Source organism: Sphingobium sp. B2D3C (assembly GCF_025961835.1).
Lineage (GTDB): Bacteria > Pseudomonadota > Alphaproteobacteria > Sphingomonadales > Sphingomonadaceae > Sphingobium.
On the sequence record NZ_JAOQOK010000001.1, the window covers coordinates 1,316,126 to 1,338,744 of the forward strand.

The 22,619-nt window shown below is 63.5% G+C and carries 21 protein-coding genes; 16 read left to right on the plus strand and 5 right to left on the minus strand.

Translation table 11 applies throughout. The annotated features are described in order from the left end of the window. Nucleotides 1-33 precede the first annotated feature (33 nt). The 4 genes from M2339_RS06085 to ligK form a co-directional block, all read right to left on the minus strand. On the minus strand, nucleotides 34-1,509 hold the full coding sequence (locus tag M2339_RS06085; RefSeq protein WP_264587207.1) for a carotenoid oxygenase family protein: 1,476 nt from the start codon (nucleotides 1,507-1,509) through the stop codon (nucleotides 34-36). Between the two features lie 58 nt (nucleotides 1,510-1,567). Continuing rightward, entirely contained in the window at nucleotides 1,568-2,455 is an 888-nt protein-coding gene (locus M2339_RS06090; RefSeq protein WP_264587206.1) for an amidohydrolase family protein, read from the minus strand. A 146-nt stretch (nucleotides 2,456-2,601) separates the two neighbouring features. Beyond that, the gene (locus M2339_RS06095; RefSeq protein ID WP_264575794.1) at nucleotides 2,602-3,654 is read right to left on the minus strand and encodes a 4-oxalomesaconate tautomerase; all 1,053 of its coding nucleotides are present in this window, start codon (nucleotides 3,652-3,654) and stop codon (nucleotides 2,602-2,604) included. Between the two features lie 51 nt (nucleotides 3,655-3,705). Next, a complete protein-coding gene (gene ligK, locus M2339_RS06100) occupies nucleotides 3,706-4,380 on the minus strand; it encodes a 4-carboxy-4-hydroxy-2-oxoadipate aldolase/oxaloacetate decarboxylase (RefSeq protein ID WP_319799422.1) in 675 nt (224 codons plus the stop codon). A 122-nt stretch (nucleotides 4,381-4,502) separates the two neighbouring features. On the opposite strand from ligK, the gene M2339_RS06105 reads away from it, so the two are divergent. The 11 genes from M2339_RS06105 to M2339_RS06155 all read left to right on the plus strand — a co-directional run bounded on the left by M2339_RS06105 (nucleotide 4,503) and on the right by M2339_RS06155 (nucleotide 14,032). Continuing rightward, nucleotides 4,503-5,720, plus strand: coding sequence for a LysR family transcriptional regulator (locus tag M2339_RS06105; protein WP_264587205.1), 1,218 nt, complete (start codon nucleotides 4,503-4,505; stop codon nucleotides 5,718-5,720). Nucleotides 5,721-5,737: 17 nt separating this feature from the next. Further along, on the plus strand, nucleotides 5,738-6,661 hold the full coding sequence (locus tag M2339_RS06110; RefSeq protein ID WP_264587204.1) for an NAD(P)-dependent oxidoreductase: 924 nt from the start codon (nucleotides 5,738-5,740) through the stop codon (nucleotides 6,659-6,661). Nucleotides 6,662-6,665: 4 nt separating this feature from the next. Then, on the plus strand, nucleotides 6,666-7,691 hold the full coding sequence (locus M2339_RS06115) for an amidohydrolase family protein (protein ID WP_264587203.1): 1,026 nt from the start codon (nucleotides 6,666-6,668) through the stop codon (nucleotides 7,689-7,691). An 11-nt stretch (nucleotides 7,692-7,702) separates the two neighbouring features. Next, nucleotides 7,703-8,122 carry a protocatechuate 4,5-dioxygenase subunit alpha gene (gene ligA, locus M2339_RS06120; protein ID WP_181559640.1) on the plus strand — a complete coding sequence of 140 codons (420 nt, stop codon included), beginning with the start codon at nucleotides 7,703-7,705 and terminating at the stop codon, nucleotides 8,120-8,122. A 2-nt stretch (nucleotides 8,123-8,124) separates the two neighbouring features. Further along, nucleotides 8,125-9,033: a class III extradiol dioxygenase subunit beta gene (locus M2339_RS06125; protein WP_181559639.1), complete on the plus strand. Its 909-nt coding sequence runs from the start codon at nucleotides 8,125-8,127 to the stop codon at nucleotides 9,031-9,033. 159 nt (nucleotides 9,034-9,192) lie between these two features. Then, nucleotides 9,193-10,140, plus strand: coding sequence for a Gfo/Idh/MocA family oxidoreductase (locus M2339_RS06130; RefSeq protein ID WP_264587202.1), 948 nt, complete (start codon nucleotides 9,193-9,195; stop codon nucleotides 10,138-10,140). Between the two features lie 151 nt (nucleotides 10,141-10,291). Continuing rightward, entirely contained in the window at nucleotides 10,292-10,684 is a 393-nt protein-coding gene (locus tag M2339_RS06135; RefSeq protein WP_264572809.1) for a hypothetical protein, read from the plus strand. 68 nt (nucleotides 10,685-10,752) lie between these two features. Then, complete coding sequence (locus M2339_RS06140) at nucleotides 10,753-11,778, plus strand: aldo/keto reductase (RefSeq protein ID WP_264587201.1); 1,026 nt, start codon at nucleotides 10,753-10,755, stop codon at nucleotides 11,776-11,778. Next, nucleotides 11,775-12,218 (plus strand): nuclear transport factor 2 family protein, encoded by a 444-nt coding sequence (locus tag M2339_RS06145; RefSeq protein WP_264587200.1) that lies wholly within the window; start codon nucleotides 11,775-11,777, stop codon nucleotides 12,216-12,218. Before M2339_RS06140 ends, M2339_RS06145 begins: the two co-directional genes overlap by 4 nt. Next, the gene (locus M2339_RS06150) at nucleotides 12,215-12,673 is read left to right on the plus strand and encodes an acyl-CoA thioesterase (protein ID WP_264587199.1); all 459 of its coding nucleotides are present in this window, start codon (nucleotides 12,215-12,217) and stop codon (nucleotides 12,671-12,673) included. Before M2339_RS06145 ends, M2339_RS06150 begins: the two co-directional genes overlap by 4 nt. A gap of 111 nt (nucleotides 12,674-12,784) precedes the next feature. Further along, nucleotides 12,785-14,032 carry an MFS transporter gene (locus M2339_RS06155; RefSeq protein ID WP_264605226.1) on the plus strand — a complete coding sequence of 416 codons (1,248 nt, stop codon included), beginning with the start codon at nucleotides 12,785-12,787 and terminating at the stop codon, nucleotides 14,030-14,032. A 60-nt stretch (nucleotides 14,033-14,092) separates the two neighbouring features. Here the strand turns inward: M2339_RS06155 and M2339_RS06160 are convergent, their stop codons facing one another. Beyond that, on the minus strand, nucleotides 14,093-15,232 hold the full coding sequence (locus M2339_RS06160; protein WP_264587197.1) for a cobalamin-independent methionine synthase II family protein: 1,140 nt from the start codon (nucleotides 15,230-15,232) through the stop codon (nucleotides 14,093-14,095). A 303-nt stretch (nucleotides 15,233-15,535) separates the two neighbouring features. Here M2339_RS06160 and M2339_RS06165 point away from each other — a divergent pair, with 303 nt between their 5' ends. The 5 genes from M2339_RS06165 to mdlC all read left to right on the plus strand — a co-directional run bounded on the left by M2339_RS06165 (nucleotide 15,536) and on the right by mdlC (nucleotide 22,578). Further along, complete coding sequence (locus tag M2339_RS06165) at nucleotides 15,536-18,112, plus strand: TonB-dependent receptor (RefSeq protein WP_264587196.1); 2,577 nt, start codon at nucleotides 15,536-15,538, stop codon at nucleotides 18,110-18,112. A 163-nt stretch (nucleotides 18,113-18,275) separates the two neighbouring features. Beyond that, nucleotides 18,276-18,686 carry a VOC family protein gene (locus M2339_RS06170; RefSeq protein WP_181559631.1) on the plus strand — a complete coding sequence of 137 codons (411 nt, stop codon included), beginning with the start codon at nucleotides 18,276-18,278 and terminating at the stop codon, nucleotides 18,684-18,686. Between the two features lie 29 nt (nucleotides 18,687-18,715). Further along, complete coding sequence (locus tag M2339_RS06175; RefSeq protein ID WP_264587195.1) at nucleotides 18,716-19,564, plus strand: SDR family NAD(P)-dependent oxidoreductase; 849 nt, start codon at nucleotides 18,716-18,718, stop codon at nucleotides 19,562-19,564. 48 nt (nucleotides 19,565-19,612) lie between these two features. After that, complete coding sequence (locus tag M2339_RS06180; RefSeq protein WP_264587194.1) at nucleotides 19,613-20,731, plus strand: NAD(P)-dependent alcohol dehydrogenase; 1,119 nt, start codon at nucleotides 19,613-19,615, stop codon at nucleotides 20,729-20,731. Nucleotides 20,732-20,964: 233 nt separating this feature from the next. Then, nucleotides 20,965-22,578: a benzoylformate decarboxylase gene (gene mdlC, locus M2339_RS06185; RefSeq protein ID WP_264587193.1), complete on the plus strand. Its 1,614-nt coding sequence runs from the start codon at nucleotides 20,965-20,967 to the stop codon at nucleotides 22,576-22,578. Nucleotides 22,579-22,619 lie beyond the last annotated feature (41 nt).

The window sequence follows — 22,619 nt, forward strand, 5'->3', positions numbered from 1 at the left end:
TCTAACACCTGCGCCCTTGGGCGTGCGAAAGGATCAGGCCGCTTTCGCCGCCTGATAGGCCGCCATCGGCACCCACCAGCCATGGACCTGCGGCCGCATCCGGGTGGGCACGGGCACCTTGGCGACTGGCCCGGCCGGAAGATCCCCCGCGTTCCAGATCCACACCGCGTGCTCGAACTGGTCCGGCGCGGTCTCATGATCGACGACGCCGACCAGCCAGCCTTCATGACCGGGCTCGCTCGATGGCACATGCACGGTCTCGCTCATTCCATGCGCCGGCGGCAGATTATAGCCGATGATTGCGTCGGTCTCGAAATCCTTCCGCAGGAGCGCGGTGAACATGGCACCGACGACGCCGCCCATCAGCGGCGGCCCCATCGGCTGCGGGTTCATGCTGCAATACCAGCCCCGCTTGTACGGGCGCCCCTGATCGGCATCGGCAATGCGCGGCATGTCTCCCGGAGGCCCGAGCGGCGTGACCTCCACACCGTCGCTCTCACCCTTCATATCGACGGTCCAGCGCTGAAAACCGCCGCCCAGTTCCCAAGGCTGCACGTCGATGCCGCTGTCCGCGCGGATATGCGGGAAGGCGATCGTATCGGTGATGTGGTGATCGATATGGACCTTGCCGTCCGGCGTCTCAAAGGCGTTCATCATGTGGAAGCTGGAGGCGCCCTTCGGTCCCTTGAACCAGCGGATCTCGGACACATCGCCATAACGCGGCATCACCCCGATGTGATATTCCAGATCTTGCTGGTGAACCCAGTGCGCGCCCTTGGCTTTCACGCGCTCCAGGTCGGCGGTGGTAGGCTGCAGCGGAAAGATGGCGTAATTTTCGGTGATCACGAAGTCATGGACAAGGCTGCAGAACGGCGCCTCGAACGACTGTTCCTTGACGAGCTTGCCGTCCTTGTCGGTCCACCAATAAGCGATGGTCTTTGAGCAGAGGCCATCCGCCTCATAGCCATAGACGAACATCTCCTTGGTCTCGGGATCGATGCGGACATGGGCCGTCATCGTCTGCGACTTGAGCGCGCCACCGAAATCATAGGCGCCGATGGTCTCCAGCGTGTGCGGATCGACCTGATGGCCCGGCCCATCCTCCTTGGTCATGATGAGCTTGCCTGCATGCCAGACCGGCGTGGTGTTGGAGACGGTCCCCTCCACGCCCTCGGCCGACGCGTCATTGGTGAAGGGGTTGCGATAGCGGCCGAACAGGCGCTTGCCGGCGGCGTTCTCGGCCTTCCAGCGCGGGGTCTGGACATATTTGATGTCATAATCGACCGTCCCGTCCTCATTAAAGAGGATGCGGCTGATCATGCCGTCGTCGGAGAGCGCCGTATCGGGCTGAAAGAAAGGCTCAAACTGCGGATCGGGCACCGCCCGGAAGAAAGCGCCGCGCACATCCGCCGGAATCGTGCCCTCGGATGCGGTAAGACCCTTGAGCGAAACTTCCTGACGGACTGGCGTGTTGAGGCCCATATAGTCCGGCGTTGCGGGAAACGGCATTCTTCTCTCCAGTCAGCTTGCGGTTTCGGGCCTGTTTGGTCTCTCGTTGTCGAACTGGCTATGACCCAGCGCGAAGTTCTTCAGGCCAGTATAGACGCATCGGGTTGGTCACGAGCATCTTGTGTTGCAATGCCTCCGTCGGCGCGATGCGCGGAATCATGTCCACGAGCAAGCCGTCGTCCGGGATGGCATCCTGCATGTTGGGGTGCGGCCAATCGGTGCCCCAGATGACCCGATCCTGATAATCGGCGACCAGCGGCGCGACGGCATTGGCGAAATCGTCCCAAGGCGCACCGGCGGGATCGAGCCGATCCGGGCAGGTCGCCTTGAACCAGATGTCATCGCGACTATCGAGCAGGTTGCGAAAGGCCTTCATGTCCGCACCGTCCGGTCCCTGGCGCACATCGGGCCGGCCCATATGGTCGATGACCAGCGGCACCGGGATCGCATCCATGAACGGGCGCAGTTCTTCGAGAATGTCCGCCTCGAAATAGATGACAACATGCCAGCCCTCCGGGAGCCGGCTGGCGACCTCGAGAAACTTGTCCTTGGGAGCATCGTCTACCAGGCGCTTGAGGAAGTTGAAGCGGATGCCGCGCATGCCGCCGGCGTGCAGCGCCTCAAGCTCGGCCTCGCTGATCGCGGGATCGACCACGGCGACACCGCGCGCCTTCCCTTCAGAAACGGCAATGCCGTTCAGGGTCGCGGCGTTGTCGGTGCCGTGGCAACTCGCCTGGACGATGACGTTGCGGGAAAAGCCCAGATGATCGCGCAGGGCAAAGAGCATGTCCGGGCCTGCATCCTGCGGCAGATATTTGGCCTTCGCGCTGAACGGGAACTGCGCCATCGGCCCGAACACGTGGCAATGCGCATCCACGGCGCCCGGCGGCGGCGTGTAGGCGGGCTTGCTCGGGTTGCTATGCCAGGAAAGGATGCGGTCGGTCATCTCATTGGTTCCGTTCGGGCTGGGCCTGTCGAAGCCCGGTTCTCACTTTCCGTTCGATTGTTCCAGATGAAACAGCCCTTTGACAAGTTCAGGGCGAACGGACTTGTTCTGAGGTGCAGGGAGCCTGCCATAGACGCAGGGGATGTTCAGCCGAACACCACCCCGTCCATCAGCTTGCGGGCGGTGCGCAACATGCCGGCTTCCACCGGCTGTCCGTCAGCGTCCACGGTCACGACGCATTCGGTGACGCCGGTCGGATGCTCGACCCCCAGCGTCTTCGTCGCACCCTCGGGCACCTTGGCGACGGAGGCGGCGGGAGAGCCTTCGATAAGGCATGCCGTCGCCACGCTCACCGCACCCAACACCCCGATGGAGGCATGGACACGATGCGGGATGAGCGAACGCACGGTAACGGCCCCACCCTCGCGCGGCGGCGCCACCAGCATCATCTTGGGGACGGACTTTTCGGTTACGTCGCCAAGGTTCATCATCTCACCGACCTTGAGGCGGATGGCCTCGACCTTCGCCTTCATCTCGTTATTGGCGTCAAGCGTGTCACGATCCTCATAGCCGGTCACGCCGACGTCGCTGGCCAGCATGACGACGCAGGGCATCCCATTGTCGATCATCGTCACCTTGATGCCATTGATCTCGTCGACGCCATTGCCCGTCGGCAGCAGGGCGCCGCAGGATGAGCCAGCGGTATCGCGGAACAACAGCGGAATGGGCGCCGATGTACCCGGCACGCCACTGATCGAGGCGTCACCATCATAGCGAACCTGGCCGCCTGGCGTCTGCACCGTGGCGACGGCGACCTGGCCGGTATTCTCCATGAAGATGGCGACGCGGGTTTCATCGCCGGTTGGCTGCACGAGACCGCGCTCAATGGCGAACGGACCGATGCCCGCGAGGATATTGCCGCAATTCTGCGCGTCGGTGACAATCGCCTGATCGACGAACACTTGCAGGAAGAGATAATCGACATCGACCCCTTCGCGGCTCGATTTCCTGACCACGCCAACCTTGCTGGTCAGCGGATCGGCGCCACCCATGCCGTCGATCTGGCGCGGGTCTGGCGAGCCCATGACGCGCAGGAGGAAGGCATCGCGGGCGGCGGTATCCGTGGGCAGATCGTCTGCCAGGAAATAGCCGCCCTTGGAGGTGCCGCCACGCATCCACATGCAGGTAATGCCGTCCATCACAGCCTCCCGTTCGAAGCGAACGGAGATGCATTCCGAGGCCGACGTGCCTCACACATATTTCAGGCCTTCCTTCTCCAGGCGCTCGCGCATCTTGTACATGTCGAGGCCCAGCACGCCGGAGGCCAGCTTCTCGCGCTTCTCGCCTTCATTGGCTTCCCGCGCACGGGCCGCTTCCAGCACCTTGGCGGCGTTGGCGCGGGGGACGACGCACACGCCGTCATCATCAGCGACGATCACATCGCCCGGATTGACCAGCGCATTGGCGCAGACCACCGGGATGTTCACGCTGCCCAGGGTGTTCTTGACCGTGCCCTGCGCGTAGACCGCCTTGGACCAGACCGGGAAGTTCATCTCGGTGAGGTCGCGCACATCGCGCACGCCGGCATCGATGATCAGGCCGCGGCAGCCGCGGGCTTGCGCCGAGGTCGCCAGCAGATCGCCGAAATAGCCATCCTCGCAGGGGCTGGTCGGCGCCAGCAGCAGGATGTCGCCCGCCTTCAACTGCTCGATGGCGACATGCACCATCCAATTGTCACCCGGAGGCGCGCTGATCGTCACTGCACTGCCCGCGATCCGCGCGCCGGCATAGATTGGCCGCATATAGCTTGCCAGCAAGCCCGTGCGGCCCTGCGCTTCATGAACCGTCGCAACACCGCACGCCGCCAAACCGTCAATCACCTCAGGATCAGCACGCTCGATATTCTGTACGACCACACCCATGATTGCTCCTCTCGATCAACATTAACTGGCAACAGCCTTGCTCCCGTATAGAATAGGGGAACGGCGTCCGGTCAATCCACCCCGAACTTTGCGCAGATCATAAGCATCTGCTAAGTCTGAGCCTCATGGCATCCGACCTCTCACCCTTCTCCTTCAATCTGCGCCACCTCGCGGCGGTCGCCGCGGTGACGCATAAAGGGAGTGTGTCGGCCGCTGCGAGCACGCTCCATCTGACCCAGCCTGCTGTGACCCAAGCCATTGCCCGCGTGGAAAGCATCATGGACGTGCAGCTGTTCGAGCGGCGCACGGACGGCATGACGCCCCTCCCTCCTGCAATGGCGCTGGCTGAGCGCGTTGAGCAAGCGGCCGAACTGATCGGCTCGCGACGGGTGACCATGGCGCAGTTGCGGGCTTTCCTCGCCGTCGCGGATAGCGGAAGCTATGCGGCGGCAGCAGCACAGAGCGGCCTGTCGCAGCCAACCCTGCATCGCGCCATTGGCGATCTATCGCTGATCCTCCGGCGCTCGCTCGTGGAGCGACGCGGACGGGGCATCGCGCTGACCGATGCGGGCCGGCGCACCGCCCGGAATTTCCGTCTTGCCCGGACAGAGCTGGAAGCAGGCCTCGACGAAGCCCTGGGCCAATCCGGCGGCGTGCCCGCGCGGATCACCATCGGGGCGATGCCCCTCTCACGCGCCCGGGTGCTGCCGCGCGCGCTGGCAAGGTTCAACACCGCATTTCCGGCCATAGAGATCGTGATCGTCGAAGGATCGCATGGCGAACTGGCGGAATCCCTGCGCGACGGCAGCATAGACATGATGGTCGGCGCCATGCGCGATCCGCCACCCGGCCCGGACCTCATGCAGCGCCCCCTGTTCGAGGATGAGGTGATTATCATCGCGCGGGCCGGTCATCCTGAGGCCGGTCCGGCACGGGATCGCCCGTTGAGCGATCTCGCGCGCTATGCCTGGATCTTGCCGTCGCCCGGGGCGCCCCTGCGGACGCGCTTCGACGAGATGTTCCGCACGGCCGGACTTGCCCCGCCGCCCGTTCCGATCGAATGCGGGTCGGTGATGATGATCCGCGAAATCCTGATGCAGACTGACTTTCTGACCCTGCTCTCGCCCGATCAGGTCTCGGTCGAGCAGGAGGCGGGCTGGCTCGTCTCGCTTGGCGCCCCGCCCGGGGGCTTCTCCCGCGCGGTCGCGCTCACCACCCGGGCACAGTGGCGGCCGGCCCCGGCACAAGCAGCCTTCATCGCCGAGCTGGACCGGGCCGCGACGGAACCATTCGCTTCTGCTTATGGCACGGAGCGGGAACAAATTTGCGATTCTGATCGATAGGCGGCACAGCGTCGATCATGAGCGGGAGAATTGCCCTTATCGGCTTCGGGGAAGCGGGACGGACCTTCGCCGGTGCTGCCGGATGGCGCAGCGACGCGCGCGCATTCGACCTCAAGGCAATCGAACCGCAGACCGCCGGCCCGATCCGCGCCGCGTACACTGAAACGGGCGTCACGGGCCGCGAGTCCCTGGCGGACGCGCTAGCCGGCGCGGAAATAATCCTGAGCCTCGTCACCGCCGATCAGACCGAGGCGGCAGCGTCCGCAGCCGCGCGGCACCTGTCCCCCGGCGCGCTGTTCTTCGACATGAATTCCGTGTCGCCGGGCGCCAAGCAGCGCAATGCTGCAGCGATCGAGCGGGCTGGCGGTCGTTACGTCGATGTAGCGGTCATGTCGCCCGTGCAGCCCGCCGCGATGACTGTGCCTCTGCTGATCAGCGGCCCGCACGCCGCGCAGGGTGAAGCGGCGCTGCGCGCGATCGGCTTCAGCAAGGTTGCAATTGCGGGCGATCAGGTCGGCGCCGCCAGCGCGACGAAGATGGTCCGTTCTGTCATGATCAAGGGCATCGAGGCGCTGACGGCGGAGATGATCCTCGCGGCCCGTCGTGCGGGCGTGACCGAGAACGTGCTGGCCTCACTCGGCGGAGATTGGCCCGAAAAGATCGATTATAATCTCGACCGCATGCTCGCCCACGGCACGCGCCGCGCTGCCGAGATGGACGAGGTGGTCGTGACGCTTACCGAGCTGGGCATTGAACCGGCCATGACACGCGGGACAGTGACACGCCAGCGGGCGATGGGCGCCTTGCTCGGTTCGGTCGAGATGCCGCAGGGGCTTGAGGCAAAGCTGGCCTTTCTCGATGCCATGCATCCCGAAATGATCGCGAAGCCCGTGTCCGCTGCGCAGCCCAAAATTACAGAAACAGAAAAGTCTGGAAGGTGACGGAATGACGATGATCATCGACTGCCATGGCCACTATACCGTGCTGCCCAAGGCGCATGACGAGTGGCGCGAGCAGCAGAAGGCGGCCTTCAAAAATGGCACGCCCTGCCCGCCCTATCCCGAGATTTCTGACGACGACATTCGCGAGACCATCGAGCAGAACCAGCTGCGCCTCATCAAGGAGCGCGGCGCGGACATGACAATCTTCTCGCCTCGCGCCTCGGCCATGGCGCCCCATGTTGGCGATCAGTCGGTCGCGGTCCCGTGGGCGCAGGCCTGTAACGACCTCATTGCGCGCGTCGTCGATCTCTACCCCGAGACATTCGCTGGCGTGTGCATGTTGCCGCAGTCGCCAGAGGCGGACATGACCAGCTCGATCGCCGAGCTGGACCGCTGCGTCAATGAGCTGGGCTTCATCGGCTGCAACCTGAACCCGGATGCGAGCGGCGGCCACTTCAAGCAGGCGCCGCTGACTGACAAATTCTGGTATCCCTTCTACGAGAAAATGGTCGAGCTGGACGTCCCGGCGATGATCCACGTCTCGGGCAGCTGCAATCCCGCAATGCACGCGACGGGCGCCTATTATCTGGCGGCCGATACGATCGCCTTCATGCAGCTGCTGCAGGGCAATCTGTTCGCCGATTTCCCAACGCTGCGCTTCATCATCCCGCATGGCGGCGGCGCGGTGCCTTATCACTGGGGCCGGTTCCGGGGCCTCGCGGACATGCTCAAGCAGCCCAGCCTTGATACGCTGCTCATGAACAACGTGTTCTTCGACACCTGCGTCTATCACCAGCCCGGCATCAACCTGCTGGCCGACGTGATCGATAATAAGAACATCCTGTTCGGCAGCGAGATGGTCGGTGCCGTGCGTGGGATCGACCCGACGACCGGTCATTATTTCGACGATACGAAGCGCTATATCGATGCGCTCGACATTTCTGACGAGGAGCGTCACGCGATTTTTGAGGGCAATACCCGCCGCGTCTTCCCGCGTCTCGACGCCAAGCTGAACGCCCGCGGGCTCTAAGAGAGGATATCATGACCGAGAAGAAAGAAAGAATCGACGTTCACGCTTATCTTGCCGAGTTTGACGACATTCCCGGCACCCGCGTGTTCACGGCCCAGCGCGCGCGCCGGGGCTACAATCTCAATCAGTTCGCGATGAGCCTGATGAAGGCCGAGAATCGCGAGCGGTTCAAGGCGGACGAGAGCGCCTATCTGGACGAGTGGAACCTGACGCCCGCCGCCAAGGCGGCCGTGCTGGCCCGCGACTACAATGCCATGATCGACGAGGGCGGGAATGTTTACTTCCTCTCCAAGCTCTTCTCGACCGATGGCAAGAGCTTCCAGTTCGCTGCCGGATCGATGACCGGCATGACGCAGGAAGAATATGCACAGATGATGATCGACGGTGGTCGTTCGCCTGAGGGCGTGCGCTCGATCAAGGGAGGATTTTGATCATGGCACGCGTTACCACGGGCATTACGTCCAGCCACATTCCCGCGCTCGGCGCGGCGATGCAGACCAAGACGAGCGACAACGATTATTGGGGTCCGGTCTTCAAGGGCTATGAGCCGATCCGGGAGTGGATCAAGCAGCCGGGCAACACCCCCGACGTTGTGATCCTGGTCTATAACGACCACGCCTCGGCGTTCGACATGAACATCATCCCGACCTTCGCGATCGGCTGCGCGGAGAGCTTCAAGCCGGCGGACGAAGGCTGGGGCCCGCGCCCCGTGCCCGACGTGAAGGGCCATCCGGACCTCGCCTGGCACATCGCCCAGAGCTTGATCCTCGATGAATTCGACATGACCATCATGAACCAGATGGACGTCGACCATGGCTGCACCGTGCCGCTCTCGATGATCTTCGGCGAGCCTGAGGAATGGCCGTGCAAGGTCATTCCCTTCCCGGTCAACGTGGTCACCTATCCGCCGCCGTCGGGCAAGCGCTGCTTCAGCCTGGGCGACAGCATCCGCGCCGCGGTCGAGAGCTTCCCGGAAGACCTCAATGTCCACGTCTGGGGCACAGGCGGCATGAGCCACCAGCTTCAGGGTCCGCGGGCCGGCCTGATCAACAAGGAGTTCGACCTGAACTTCATCGACAAGCTGATCAGCGATCCCGCAGAGCTGAGCAAGATGCCGCACATCCAGTATCTGCGCGAAAGCGGATCGGAAGGCATCGAGCTGGTCATGTGGCTGATCATGCGCGGCGCGCTGCCGGAGAAGGTGCGTGACCTCTACACCTTCTACCACATCCCGGCCTCCAACACTGCGCTCGGCGCGATGATCCTGCAACCGGAAGAAACGGCCGGAGCGCCGCTGGAACCGCGCAAGGTGATGAGCGGCCATAGCATGGCGAAGGCCTGACACGCGCAAACACCCCTCCTCTTCAGAGGAGGGGTTGGAGTGGTGCTGGCCATCACCCCATTTAGAGTGACTTCGGGGGCATTGAGCCCCCTCGCCTCTCACCCACCCCTTGCCCCTCCCTTGAAAGGGAGGGGTTAGCTGGAGAAAGGACTCCCCCTCATGAGAATCGCACTCGCAGGCGCCGGCGCATTCGGCGAAAAGCATCTCGACGGCCTCAAGAACATCGATGGCGTGGAGATCGTATCGATCATCAGCCGCCGTGCCGAGCAGGCCGCCGAAGTCGCCGCCAAATATGGCGCGAAGCACAGCGGCACCGAACTGGACGAAGCGCTTGCACGTGATGACGTGGACGCGGTGATCCTCTGCACGCCCACGCAGATGCACGCCCAGCAGGCCATTGCGTGCATGAAGGCGGGCAAGCATGTGCAGGTGGAAATCCCGCTGTCGGACAGCTGGGCCGACGCCCAGGCGGTCATCGACACGCAGAAGGAAACCGGCCTCGTCTGCATGGTCGGCCACACCCGCCGCTTCAACCCGAGCCACCAGTATATCCATAACAAGATTACGGCCGGCGAACTCGCGATCCAGCAGATGGACGTGCAGACCTATTTCTTCCGCCGCAAGAACATGAATGCCAAGGGCGAGGCCCGCTCTTGGACGGACCATCTGCTGTGGCACCACGCCGCGCACACGGTCGACCTGTTCGCCTATCAGGCCGGCAAGATCGTGCAGGCCAATGCCGTGCAAGGCCCGATGCACCCGGAGCTGGGCATCGCGATGGACATGTCCATCCAGCTCAAGAGCGAGAGCGGCGCGATCTGCACCCTCTCCCTCTCGTTCAACAATGATGGGCCGCTCGGCACCTTCTTCCGCTACATCTGCGACAATGGCACCTGGATCGCGCGCTATGACGACCTGGTGACCGGCAAGGAAGAGCCTGTGGACCTGAGCGGCGTCGCGGTCTCCAGCAACGGCATCGAGCTGCAGGACCGCGAGTTCATTGCCGCGATCCGCGAGGGCCGCGAGCCGAACAGCTCGGTCGCACAGGTGCTCGATTGCTATCGCGTGCTCGGCGAGCTGGAAGTCCAGCTCAACAAGGCCGGCTGATAAAGACTGGCGGTGTGTAGCCTGTTCGCGGCTGCACACCGCCTCATTTCCGGCGACGCTCAATCATCGGCGTCATGCCCGTAGGCATTTCTCAAGCTTTGCCATTTAAGGCGCCGCTCTACCGTCAGACCATAGGCGGCGGGAGAGGTGCATGTCAGTGGCGACCGGGTTAAGTTCAGATCTCGCGGACATGCTGCGCGCGTTTTCTGCCACCGAGACTGAAATCGTGCAGTTGGGCACGATCGCGCAAGCAGCGCGGATGCATGAACTACTCCAGCTTCGCCGGAAGTTCGTCGAGCAATTCGGATTGATGAATGCCGCACTCCAGAGCGAACCCATCCTGCTCGCCTCGCCAGCTCTAATGACGCAAGCCATGCGCCTGCTGGCGGCTTTCCGCTCACGCAATGCCATCAATCAGGCGGACTGGCCGGTCATCCGTGTCCGGGACGATCCCATCGCCTATCGCGATGCGTCCCAGCATGTGAAGGATGCGTCCCGGGACTTCTGGGACTGGATCGAAACCGCCCTCGACTTTCGGCGATAGGCACGCAATCCTCGCCAAAAGCGCCGCGAGGATTGATTTTTAATGCCCGGGGCGACACAAGCCGGGCCATGACTTCGCCATCGACACCCCTCCCCACCCGCCGCATCGCGGACATGGCCGTCTCCGCCATCAGTCTGGGCTGCATGAACCTCTCTCACGCTTATGACGCCCCGCCGAGCGAGGAGGAAGGCGCGCGCCTGCTCAATCATGCGCTCGACATCGGCGTGACGCATCTCGACAGCGCAGCGCTGTATGGCGGTGGCAAGAATGAGGGCCTGATCGCCCGCGCTGTCGGCCATCGCCGCAAGGACTTCGTGCTGTCGAGCAAGTGCGTGCTCGATCTGATCGACGGCGAGCGTGTGCTCGACGGGCGGCCGGAGACGATCACGGGATCGCTGGAACGCTCGCTCAAGCGGCTCGATACCGATTTTATCGATCTCTATTACATGCACCGGCTCGACCGGAACGTGCCGATCGAAGACTCGATGGGCGCTTTGGTACGCGCGAAGGAAGCCGGGAAGATCGGTGCCATCGGCCTTTCCGAAATGTCCGCAGCGAGCATCCGCCGCGCGCATGCCGTGCATCCCATTGCGGCCATTCAGTCCGAATATTCGCCCTGGGTGCGCAATCCGGAAGTCGCTGTGCTGGACGCCTGCCGCGATCTCGATATCGCCTTCGTCGCCTTTTCGCCGGTCGCGCGCGGAATGCTTGCCGGGGCGATCAGCAGCATCGACTTCAAGCCCGGCGACATCCGCATCCCCATGCCGCGCTTTCAAGAGCCGAATTTCAGCCATAACCTCAAGCTGGCCGAGCGGTTCAATGCGGTAGCGGCCGATCTCGGCATCACACCTGCACAGCTCAGCCTCGCGTGGGGTCTGGCGCGGGCGCCGCAGATCATCGCGATCCCCGGCACGCGGTCCATCGCGCATCTCGAGGAGAATGTGAAAGCGGCCTCCATCACCCTTACGCCCGAATCCGTCGCGGCCGTCGATGCGATTTTCGCGCCTGGCGCCGTTGCCGGCGCGCGTTATCCCGCACCGGTGCAGAAGCAGATCGATACCGAATTGCTGCCCGAAGAGGCGGACGCGGCATGAGCGTGACACTGGACGACGCGACGCGGCGGGCAATCGAGTGGGACTGCACCACGCTCATCAATCGCTACACGCTGCTCAACGATGCGGCTGACTGGGACGCCGTCGCGGCCCTCTACACCGAGGATGGTCAGATGGCCCGGCCGAGCGCACCGGATCAGCCCATCAAGGGACGTGACGCCATTCTTGCGACCTTCAAGAGCAGGCCGGCCCGTGCGGCGCGCCATGTGGTTTCCAACGTGGTCGTGGACGTCGTAAGCGAGATCGAAGCGACGGCGCTGTCGGTCATCGTGCTGTATCAGGGCGTCGCGAGCGAAACCGGCGGGCTGCCCGTGCGCGATCCCAAGGGGCCGCTGATCGGTACCTATGCGGACCGCCTGCGCAAGACACCGGAGGGATGGCGCTTTGCAGAACGGCGCGGCGGTCTGGATTTCGCGGCATGACCGGCGCCCCTGCTTCGCAGCCGGATGACTTCCAGGCGTTCCTCTCCCGACCCTATCGCATTGAATGGGGACATTGCGACCCGGCGGGCATCGTCTATGCGCCGCGCTTCCTCGAGATGTTCGGCGAGAGCACGATCATGCTGTTCGAGAAGGCGCTTGGCGTGCGCAAGCGGGACATGCTGAAAACCCAGGGCGTAGTCGGCTTTCCGATGGTTGATGTGTCGGCCAAGTTCCAGCGCCCCGCCGCCTATGGCGACGATGTGGTGCTGGAGGTGGAAGCGCCCCATTTCGGCAATTCCAGCTTCACCATTCGCCATCGCCTGCTCAAGGACGGCCATGTCTGCGTAAGCGGCACGGAAAAGCGGGTCTGGACCGTGCGGGACAGCGAGCGCCCGGGCGGGATGCGCGCCGAGCGCGTGCCCGATGACATTCGGGCCCGGTTCGCTCTGCCCTGAGCGTGATGCCGCCGACCTATCGAGGGCGCACAGCCATTCGATAGAGGGCTATCCATTTGCCAAAGCCTGCGCCATGATGCCCTCATAACAAGAGGACTCATGGAGGGGCTTATGGTGATGGGGGATGCGGGCACGCCGCGTCTGCGCAGCGGCGGCTATCAGGCATGGCTGGTCGGACTGCTCAGCCTGAATTTCGGCATCGTCTTTTTCGATCGGCAGGCACTTAACGTGCTGATGCCATTCGTCCAGCCCGAGCTCGGGTTGTCCAATGCGCAGATCGGTCTGCTCGCCGGCGGCCTCTCCTTTACCTGGGCCATTGCCGCCTTCGCCATCGGGCGCCTGTCGGACACGATCGGCAATCGCAAGCTGCTGCTCGTCGGCGCGACTTTGGGCTTCTCGCTCTGCTGTTTCCTGAGCGGGATGGCGACGAGCTTCCTCTTCATGCTGTGCGCACGGATGCTGATGGGCGCGGCGGAGGGCGGCGTGATGCCGATCAGCCATGCCATGGTCGCCAGTGAAGTCGATCCGCGCCGTCGCGGCCTTGCGCAGGGCATCGCCCAGAATTTCGGGTCCAACCTGCTTGGGTCTTTTCTCGCGCCGGTCTTGCTGGTGTGGTTCGGCCTGGAATTCGGATGGCGCAACGCCTTTTTCCTCGCGTCCATTCCCGGCATCATCTGTGCCCTGCTGATCTGGTTCACGCTGGAGGAGCCCGCAGCGCCGGCACGGCCACAGGTCCAGGATGGCCAAGCCCAAGGTGTCCTCAGTGTGTTGCGCACCCGCAATGTGCTGGTCTGCGTGCTGCTGGGCGTGCTGATGGTCAGCTATTTCGTCATCTGCCTGACCTTCCTGCCGATCTACCTCACCAGCGTCAGAAGCTACACGCCGACGGAAATGAGCTGGCTGATCGCAACCTTGGGGATTTCCGCGACTATCGGCAGCTTCGCGATCTCGGGCCTGTCGGACTGGATCGGGCGGAGGCCCGTCATGATCGCCATGCCTCTGCTCGGCATCATCCTGCCGCTGGGCGCGCTCTACTGGAGCGGGTCGATCTGGGGGCTGGTCCCGATCTTCTTCTTTGGTTGGGGCCTGAACGGGATCTTCCCATTGTTCATGGCCACCGTGCCGTCGGAAAGCGTCGATCCGCGTCAAGCCGCGACCGCGCTGGGTCTCACCATGGGATCAGCGGAAATCCTCGGCGGGGTCTTCGCGCCTTCGCTGGCCGGTGTAGCGGCGGACGCGACCAGCCTTGCCGCGCCCTTGTGGATCATGGTGGTGCTGGCGATCCTCGGCGGGATCGTGGCGATGTTCCTCACCGAAACCGCCCCCTCGCAACGCGCAAGGACGGCAGTCGCGGCCTGACAGAATCCGATGCCGGGCCACGCATCTGGAAAGCGCGGCCCGGCATCGTAGTTCTTGCGATTAGGCCGGCACGCTCGCGAGGCGTTTGGCTGCAATATCGGCGCCTTCCCGCAGGGCCTGCAGCTTCTTCCACGTGACGGCGGGATCGATCTTGCCATAGCCGGCAAAGGTGCCGAAGCCGCAATCCGTGCTGCCGATCACGCGCTCAGCGCCGACGATGCCCGCAAAGCGCTCGATCCGCTGGGCGACCAGTTCCGGATGCTCGACATAGTTCGAGCAGCTGTCGATGAGGCCGGGCGCCAAGACGAGATCGTCGGGCAACTTCGCATCCCGCCACACGGTCCACTCATGCTCGTGGCGCGGATTGGCCGATTCAAACAGCACCACGCCGGGGCGGGCCCGCAGGATCGTCGGCAGCACCTTAGCAAGATCGATGTCGCAATCATGCGGGCCTTCATAATTGCCCCAGCAGATGTGCATCCGCAGCCGGTCGCGCGGGAGGCCTTCGGTGGCCGCGTTCAGTGCCTCGACATTGGCCTCGGCAATCTTCACGAACTCTGCGTCGCTCACATCCTGATAGCCGGTGTGGCGGGACATGGCGAGGTCGGGGCAATCAAGCTGCAGGTCGAAGCCCGCATCGATGATCGCCTGATATTCAGGGCGCATGGCCGTCACCAGATCCGCGAGATAGGCCTCGTGGCTGGGATAGTAGGCGTTGGGCTGGAAGGCCGTGATCAGACCCGGTGACGCGGCATTCATAAAGCCCCGCGCACCCCTACCCTGCGCCTTGAGCGCCTGATCGAACCGGCGAATGTCGTCATGGCAGGGCTGCAGGTTCTTGAGCTTCACCGGTGCGATGCATGAGGCGCGGGTGAACTCCTGATCGCCCATGATCGCGGCCAACTTCTTGCGCAGCTCCGGCAAGGGCGCGAGGTCGAGCGCCGGCTTGCGATCGGTGTGGCCACCAAAGCCCTCCAGACGCTCGATGATATAGGTTGAGTAACCGACCTTGCCGAGTTCGCCATCGGACACGACGCTGACTCCGGCCTCGACCTGCTTGGCGACGGCATCGTCGATGGCTTGCTGCACAACCGTCTCGAACTGCGCGGCGTCATAAGGCTCGCCATGATCCTTCGCGAGCAGCAAGGGAACAAGTTCCGGCCCGCGCGGCAGACTTCCGACATGTGTCGTTGCGATCACAGTACTCAACCCTTTCTTCAATTCAACGCTATGCCGCCGCCCCTCGCACGACCGATGCAATCAGGCAAGCCCGAGAGAGGCCGGGCCAAAAACGCAAGGGTTACCGCCATTTGCGGAGACGGCCATTGTTGACAATATCCAATGATGTCTCAGCATCACCCGGGCAGCCGCCCGGCCCGCCGCTGTTCACACTATTGCACATATTGCTGGCCCCAAACCCTCATGTTATGCCGCCGCCACGCCGTTGCTTGTCCGCTACGAGACATGAAAATCAGCAACGGCAACATGGAGAGGAGATTGCCCATGCGCAGATTTTGCGCGCGATCCGTTGCGTCCTATGCCCTGGCCTGTGCGCTAGCCGCGCCGGTTTATGCCCAGAGCGGCGAACAGCCCCAAAGTGCCCAGAATACGGATGTTACCGGCGATATCATCGTCACTGCCCAGTTTCGCGAGACACGGCTTCAGGATACGCCGATCGCCATCACGGCGGTCAACGCCGCCCTGCTGGAACAGCGCGGGCAGACCAGCATTGCCGACATCGCCAACCAGTCACCCAACGTGACCTTGCGGCCACAACCGCAAAATGGCGGCGCCGGCCTCATCGCCTTCATCCGCGGCGTGGGGCAGACCGACTTCAACTATGCCCTCGACCCCGGCGTGGGCGTTTATATTGATGATGTCTACATTCCGACCCTCTCCAGCTCGCTGCTGGACCTCATGGATCTGGACCGGGTGGAGATCCTTCGCGGCCCGCAGGGGACGCTGGCGGGCAAGAACTCGATCGGCGGCGCCATCAAGCTGTTCAGTGCCAAGCCCGATGGTTCTGGCGGCGGCACGCTCGAGGCCACCTACGGCTCCTACAACCGTCTCGATCTGCGCGGCGTGGCCGACTTCGCTGTGACGGACAATCTGTTCGTCCGCCTGTCTGGCGCCGCGAAGAGCCGCGATGGCTACCTCAAACTTCTGGATTATGGCGCGACCCACCCCGGCTCCAACGTGCCGGCCAGCAACAACCGGGGCGCCGACCCCGTCGTCGGGACGCAGGGCGGCCAATCCTATGTCGCCGGGCGGATCGCGCTGCGCTGGCTGCCGTCCGATGCGCTCGAAGTGAACCTGTCCGGGGACTATACGTCGGATAAGTCAGAGCCGGCGCCAACCGTGCTGATCGCGGCCGGTCTGCCGGGGCCGACCTCGACCAACCCCAATCCGTTCAACCCGGCCATCCCCAACCCCGGCACGAATGCCAATGGCGGTGCCTGGCTGCCCGGCAAGAATGGCAGCCCCGTGCCGGTAGGCTGCGCCTTCGTGCCTTATGGGGCCTATGGCTGCGATTCCCTGGCCAGCTCGGCCTATGGCGGTGACCGCCGCTTCATCAGCTACGCCAATTTCGTGGATGGAATGCTGCCCACGTCCCAATCCCCCTACAAGCCCTACACGGCCTTGCAGAACCAGGACTTCAAGGGCTGGGGCATTCACGGGAATGTGACGTGGACGTTGAGCGACAGCCTCAATGTCGTGTGGATTTCCTCCTATCGAGAATATCAGTCGAACTTCGGGCAGGATCAGGACGCGACTCCGGTTCCGGTGGCGCAACTGGATAACCAGCTCAACCATCATGCCTGGAGCCAGGAACTCCGCCTGAATGGCAAGGTCGGCACGTTCGCCGACTTCACCCTCGGCGGCTTCTACTTCGATCAGAAAGGCACCTACTCCGCCCGTGTCGACCTCAACTATGCCGGCATCGATTTCCTGCATGGTCCTGACACCACGCCGTCCACCTCGAAAGCGCTGTTTGCCAATGGCGTGATCAGGCCGATGGAAGGATGGAGCATCTCTGGCGGTCTGCGCTACACACGGGATGAAAAGACCTACACCTACTTCCGCCGCAACCCGGACGGCACGGTTCCGTTCGGCAACTGGACGCCGGCGCAATTGCCGTCCCTGCCGATCTGCGAGTTCTTCCAGGGCGCGCCGACCGCAGGACCGACCGGCATCGGCAATACGCCCAACTGCCTGCTTTCCGGCCTCTACAATGTCAGCGACAGCTTCAAGGGCGATCGCTGGGACTGGCGGATTTCAACCGACTTCCGTTTCTCACCGGAATTGCTGGTCTATGGCTCAGTCGCTACTGGCTTCAAAGGTGGCGGCGTCAACCCTCGGCCGTTCTTCGGGCCGTCGGCGGGTTCGTGCACGGCACCGGGCTATGTCGCTCCGGCGCCTTGCAACCAGCTCGGCAGTTTCAACCCGGAAACGCTCACCACCTATGAACTGGGGTTCAAGTCCGACCTGTTCGACCGGCGCGTGCGGCTGAACGGCGCGGTGTTCCTGAACAAATATAATGACATGATCCTCACGCTCTCGGCCTGCCCATCCGTGCCGTGCCTCAAGCCGACCAATGTCGGCAAGGCGGACGTCAAGGGCTTCGAGCTGGAAACGACCATTCATCCGTTCGCGGGATTCACCGTCGATGGGAGCCTTAGCTACATCAACTTCCAGTATAAGGAAGTCGGCACGTCCGGCATCTCACTGGATGCGGTGACGCCTTACACGCCGGAATGGACCTACAGCTTCGGCCTGCAATATGATCATGAGATCACGCCCGGCACGGTGAGCGTGCGGTTCGATGGCTCCTATCAGTCCGATGTCTTCACCGAGACATCCAACTCTGAGTGGAGCCGGGTCGAGGGCAACTTCCTCGCCAACGGCCGCCTGTCCTTCACCACGACGGACAAGGACTGGCGCGTCTCGCTGGAAGTGCAGAACATGTTCAACAAATATTACTTCCTGACCAAGAGCGATGTCAGCGCGTCGCTTGGCGTCGTGACGGGCGTACCTGCGCCATTGCGGACCTGGGCGGTCTCCGTGCGCCGCAGTTTCTGACCGCCTCGTCAAGCCAATGTATCGGGAGTGGCGCGCCGTCGCCTCTCCCGATCTTATTGTGCGCACAATCGCCGCACAAAAAGGTCGGAAGCGGTTGCGCCGCAGATACTTTGGACACTATCAATAAGCCGACCGCCTGCCTTCCCACGAACAGGACTCGTACATGCTCATCAAACGGCTCGACCACGTCAATATCCGCACCCGTGACCTGCTGCCGGTGGTGGCGTTTTACCGCGACATTCTGCTGCTGGAAGAGCGCGATCCGCCGTCCAATCTGGACCGGACGATGGTGCGGTGGATGTACGATCACAAGGACGATCCGATCGTCCACATCAGCACGCCCGGCGCGCTGTCCGAACATGGGGTTTACGACAATATCACTGGGACGACTGGCGGCCTCGATCATGTTGCGTTCCAGTGTGTCGGCCTTGGACCGCTAGTCGAGCGGCTCGAGGCGCATGGCGTGCCCTGGCGGGAGAATCGGGTCGAGGTGATCAAGATGACACAGGTCTTCCTGCACGATCCCACGGGCGTGCAGATCGAACTGAATGTGTTCGACGAAGAACCGGCCTGAACGCGCCTGACTGGAGAGGACCGCACAGAATGACCGACGCTGGCACGGGACAGCCCCCCAAGGCACTTGAGCAGTTCGACATCGCGGGGCGCAGCGCGCTCGTGACAGGCGCCGCCTCCGGCATCGGCCTCGCTTATGCGGAGGCGATGGCGGAAGCCGGAGCGCAGGTCACGCTGACGGACGTCGATGGTGCCGCCGCCGAGCGGGAAGCAGCACGCCTGCGCGCGCAAGGCTATGAGGCGCGCGCCGACCAACTCGATGTCTCCGACCGCGCCCGCACCACCCAGGTGTTCGATGCGCACGAGGCTGCTTATGGCGGACTGGACATCGCCTTTGCCAATGCCGGCCTTGGGATCGGCCCCGGCTTCTGGAAGCCAGAAGGCGGCCGCGACCCGCAGGGCCAGATCGACACCTACGATCCGGCCATCTGGGATCGGATCATCGCGATCAATCTGACCGGCGCCTACAATACGATGCGCGATGCTGCGCGGCTGATGAAGAAGAGCGGCAAAGGCGGCTCGATCATCGCGACGTCATCCAACGCCGCCGTGATCTGCGAGCCGATTGTGCCGATGCCCTATATGCCGTCCAAGGCCGGGGTCAGCCACATGGTCCGCCACCTCGCGCTGGAGCTGGGGGCCTATCAGATCCGCGTCAACGCCATCTTGCCTGGACCTTTCGTCACCAACATCGCGGATGGATCGCTCAAGGACCCCGTGGTCCGCAAGGCGTGGGACGACGCGACCCTTATGGGGCGGATTGCCGAGACATATCAGATCAAACCGCTGGCGTTGTTCCTTGCCTCCGATGCATCGAGCTATGTAACCGGGGCGCAAATGATGATCGATGGCGGCATGTCGCTCGGCCGGCTCGGCTGAGCAACATCGCGCTGCCCTCAAGCCAAGACCAGAACAGGAGTGACACGCATGACCACATCCGCACAGGCCGCCATCTGCAAGGGCGGCGAAGCGCCTTTCGCAATCGAAGCCGTGACGCTGGACGAGCCCCGCGCTGACGAGGTGTTGGTGCGCATCCACGCCTGCGGCATCTGCCACACCGATATGGCCGCACGCGATGGGCAGCTCCCGACCCCGCTCCCCATGGTGCTGGGCCATGAAGGGGCCGGCGTGGTCGAGAAGGTCGGGTCCGAGGTGACGCATGTGAAGCCGGGCGACCGGGTGCTGATGAGCTTCAACAGCTGCGGCACCTGCCCGAGCTGCGAGGTCGACAAGCCCACTTATTGCTACAATTTCGTGCCCGAGAACTGGATCGGCACCAGGCCGGACGGCAGCCACACGCTGCATCGCGATGGCGAGGGCGTGAATGCGAATTTCTTTGGCCAGTCTTCCTTCGCCACCCACGCCATCGGCCATGCTCGCAACGTCGTGAAGGTGCCCGAAAGCGCCGCGCATATACCGCTCTCGACCCTCGCGCCGCTCGGCTGCGGTTTCATGACCGGCGCCGGTGCCGTGCTGCGCAGCATGAAGGTGCGCGCCGGCATGCCCATCGCCGTCTTCGGGACGGGTGCTGTCGGCCTCGGCGCGATCATGGCCGCCAAGATCGCTGGCGCGAATCCGATCATTGCCGTCGACATCCACGACAACCGCCTGGCGCTGGCCCGCGAACTGGGCGCGACCCACACGATCAACGGCAAGACCAGCAATGCCGAGGAGGAAATCCGCAAACTCTGCCCGCAGGGGCTGGGCTACGCGTTCGATACGACGGGCCTGAAGGCGATTATCGAGAGCGCCGCCGGACTGATTGCACCGCTGGGTATCGTCGGCATCGTCGGTGCATCCGACCCCGCCGCCAATCTGACGCTTAATGAGTCGGCATTCATGGGCGGCGGCAAGCGGCTGATGGGCATCCTGGGTGGCGATTCCGATCTGTTCGGCTTTCTGCCCGAATTGATCGACCATCATCTTGCGGGTCGTTTCCCGCACGATCGGCTGATCAAGACGTTCCCCTTCGCGCAGATCGATGAAGCCTTCCATGCCGGCGAGAGCGGCGCGGTGGTGAAGCCCGTCCTTGTGATGGACGCCTGACCGGTAGCCTGATCCTCGACAAGCCGCGCCCGTTCTCCTTCGGGTGCGGCTTGGATCGGCCCTGCGCGGCGACGAGCTAGCGTTGCCGCTTCCATCTTTTGCTGAACATGTTAATTACTTTGCGTGGGCTGACGGCCCGGCCGCAGGCGCGATTATGCGTTCGCGTATGTGATAATTTCATATATAGAGAGAATGACAATGACGGCAGCAACAAACATGATGGAAGCGGCGGCATGACGGCGCGGGGTCTGGCAGTCGAGAAGCCCAAGGCAGTCGAAGGGCCAACGGTGCGTGATGCCGTGATGAGCCTGCTGCGCGATCTTGGCATGACGACATTGTTCGGCAATCCCGGCTCGACTGAGCTGCCGTTGTTCCGCGACATGCCGCAGGATTTCCAATATGTCCTGGGGCTGCAGGAAAGCGTCGTCGTCGGTATGGCGGACGGCTTCGCGCAAATGAGCGGCAATGCCGCCTTTGTGAACCTCCATTCATCTGCCGGCACGGGCCATGCGCTTGGCAACATCTTCACCGCGTTCCGCAACCAGACGCCGCTGGTGATCACCGCAGGGCAGCAGGCCCGCAGCATCTTCCCCTACGACCCGTTCCTCTATGCCGAGCGCGCCACGGAGTTTCCGCAACCCTTCGTCAAATGGACCTGCGAGCCGGCGCGCGCCGAGGATGTGCCACTGGCGATCCTGCGCGCTTATCATATGGCGATGCAGGCGCCGCGCGGTCCGGTGTTCGTCTCGGTGCCCATCGACGATTGGGATCGGGCCTGTCAGCCAATCAGCGCCTCGACTGTCTCTCAGGAATCGATGGCGTCCCCTGCCCTTATCGGTGCAGCCGCGGATGCACTGAACGCCGCGAAATCCCCGGTAATCGTTGCCGGCGCAGGCGTGGGTCGCGAAAATGCCCGCGCCGCGCTCCATGCCCTGGCGACTGCGCATCAGGCACCGGTGTGGGTCGCGCCAATGGCTGCCCGCGCCGTGTTTCCGGAAGATGACGCCCTGTTCGCAGGCTTCCTCCCGGCTTCGCGTGAAGCCATTGTGGGCGCGCTGGACGGCCATGATCTCGTGCTGGTGCTCGGTGCGCCGGTCTTCACTTATCATGTCGAGGGCTTTGGCCCTTATGTGCCGGAGGGCGCGCAGATCATCCAGATTGTGGACGATCCCGCCACGGCAGCCCGCACGCCGGTCGGCACCGCTATCGTCGGCAATGTCGCGGATGCGATTGCGCGCCTTAATGCTGCATCCAATGCTGCACCCCGGAAGGCGCCAGCACCTCCCGCGAGCCATGCCGCCGAAAGCCCCGATGGCGCCGCCATTTTCGAGCCCTATCTGATGCAGCGTCTCGATGCCCTGCGTCCAAAGGGCATCATCATCAGCGAGGAAGCGCCGAGCACGCGCGGACCGCTGCACGATCATTTCCCGATCCGGCTCGAGGATGAGTTCATGGCCACCGCCAGCGGCGGGCTGGGCTTTGCGCTGCCTGCAGCCGTCGGTGCAGCGCTTGCGCAGCCAAACCGCACGGTGCTTTGCCTGCTGGGCGATGGGTCGTCCATGTATTCGATCCAGGGCCTTTGGACGGCGGGCGACCTCAAGCTCGACGTGCGCTTCCTCATCGTCAACAATGGCGGTTATGCCGCGCTCGATCAGTTCGGTGCGCTGTTCGACATCGAGGTGGTGGGCAGCAAGCTCCCGGGTATCGATTTTGTGAAGCTCGGTGAGAGCATGGGCGTGCCCGGCGCGCGCGTTTCCGACCCCGCAGCGCTGGACGATGCGATCCGGGATCTGTTTGCCGGCAGCGGCCCACGTTTGCTGGAAGTCATGGTGGAGCGGGCGCGCTGAGGCTCATGCTGCGCGCAGCATGAGCGGCGAGCGCCGGTGTC

Bases quoted from the DNA above. Each gene is read 5' to 3' on its own strand.
- M2339_RS06115 (WP_264587203.1), top strand. From the start codon at position 6,666: ATGACGATGATCATCGACTGCCATGGCCACTATACCGTGCTGCCCAAG.
- M2339_RS06130 (WP_264587202.1), top strand. From the start codon at position 9,193: ATGAGAATCGCACTCGCAGGCGCCGGCGCATTCGGCGAAAAGCATCTC.
- M2339_RS06170 (WP_181559631.1), top strand. From the start codon at position 18,276: ATGCTCATCAAACGGCTCGACCACGTCAATATCCGCACCCGTGACCTG.
- M2339_RS06090 (WP_264587206.1), bottom strand. From the start codon at position 2,455: ATGACCGACCGCATCCTTTCCTGGCATAGCAACCCGAGCAAGCCCGCC.
- M2339_RS06155 (WP_264605226.1), top strand. From the start codon at position 12,785: ATGGTGATGGGGGATGCGGGCACGCCGCGTCTGCGCAGCGGCGGCTAT.
- M2339_RS06165 (WP_264587196.1), top strand. From the start codon at position 15,536: ATGCGCAGATTTTGCGCGCGATCCGTTGCGTCCTATGCCCTGGCCTGT.
- M2339_RS06085 (WP_264587207.1), bottom strand. From the start codon at position 1,509: ATGCCGTTTCCCGCAACGCCGGACTATATGGGCCTCAACACGCCAGTC.
- M2339_RS06110 (WP_264587204.1), top strand. From the start codon at position 5,738: ATGAGCGGGAGAATTGCCCTTATCGGCTTCGGGGAAGCGGGACGGACC.
- M2339_RS06105 (WP_264587205.1), top strand. From the start codon at position 4,503: ATGGCATCCGACCTCTCACCCTTCTCCTTCAATCTGCGCCACCTCGCG.
- M2339_RS06095 (WP_264575794.1), bottom strand. From the start codon at position 3,654: ATGGACGGCATTACCTGCATGTGGATGCGTGGCGGCACCTCCAAGGGC.
- M2339_RS06135 (WP_264572809.1), top strand. From the start codon at position 10,292: ATGTCAGTGGCGACCGGGTTAAGTTCAGATCTCGCGGACATGCTGCGC.
- M2339_RS06175 (WP_264587195.1), top strand. From the start codon at position 18,716: ATGACCGACGCTGGCACGGGACAGCCCCCCAAGGCACTTGAGCAGTTC.
- M2339_RS06180 (WP_264587194.1), top strand. From the start codon at position 19,613: ATGACCACATCCGCACAGGCCGCCATCTGCAAGGGCGGCGAAGCGCCT.
- M2339_RS06145 (WP_264587200.1), top strand. From the start codon at position 11,775: ATGAGCGTGACACTGGACGACGCGACGCGGCGGGCAATCGAGTGGGAC.
- M2339_RS06125 (WP_181559639.1), top strand. From the start codon at position 8,125: ATGGCACGCGTTACCACGGGCATTACGTCCAGCCACATTCCCGCGCTC.
- ligA (WP_181559640.1), top strand. From the start codon at position 7,703: ATGACCGAGAAGAAAGAAAGAATCGACGTTCACGCTTATCTTGCCGAG.
- M2339_RS06140 (WP_264587201.1), top strand. From the start codon at position 10,753: ATGACTTCGCCATCGACACCCCTCCCCACCCGCCGCATCGCGGACATG.
- mdlC (WP_264587193.1), top strand. From the start codon at position 20,965: ATGACGGCGCGGGGTCTGGCAGTCGAGAAGCCCAAGGCAGTCGAAGGG.
- M2339_RS06150 (WP_264587199.1), top strand. From the start codon at position 12,215: ATGACCGGCGCCCCTGCTTCGCAGCCGGATGACTTCCAGGCGTTCCTC.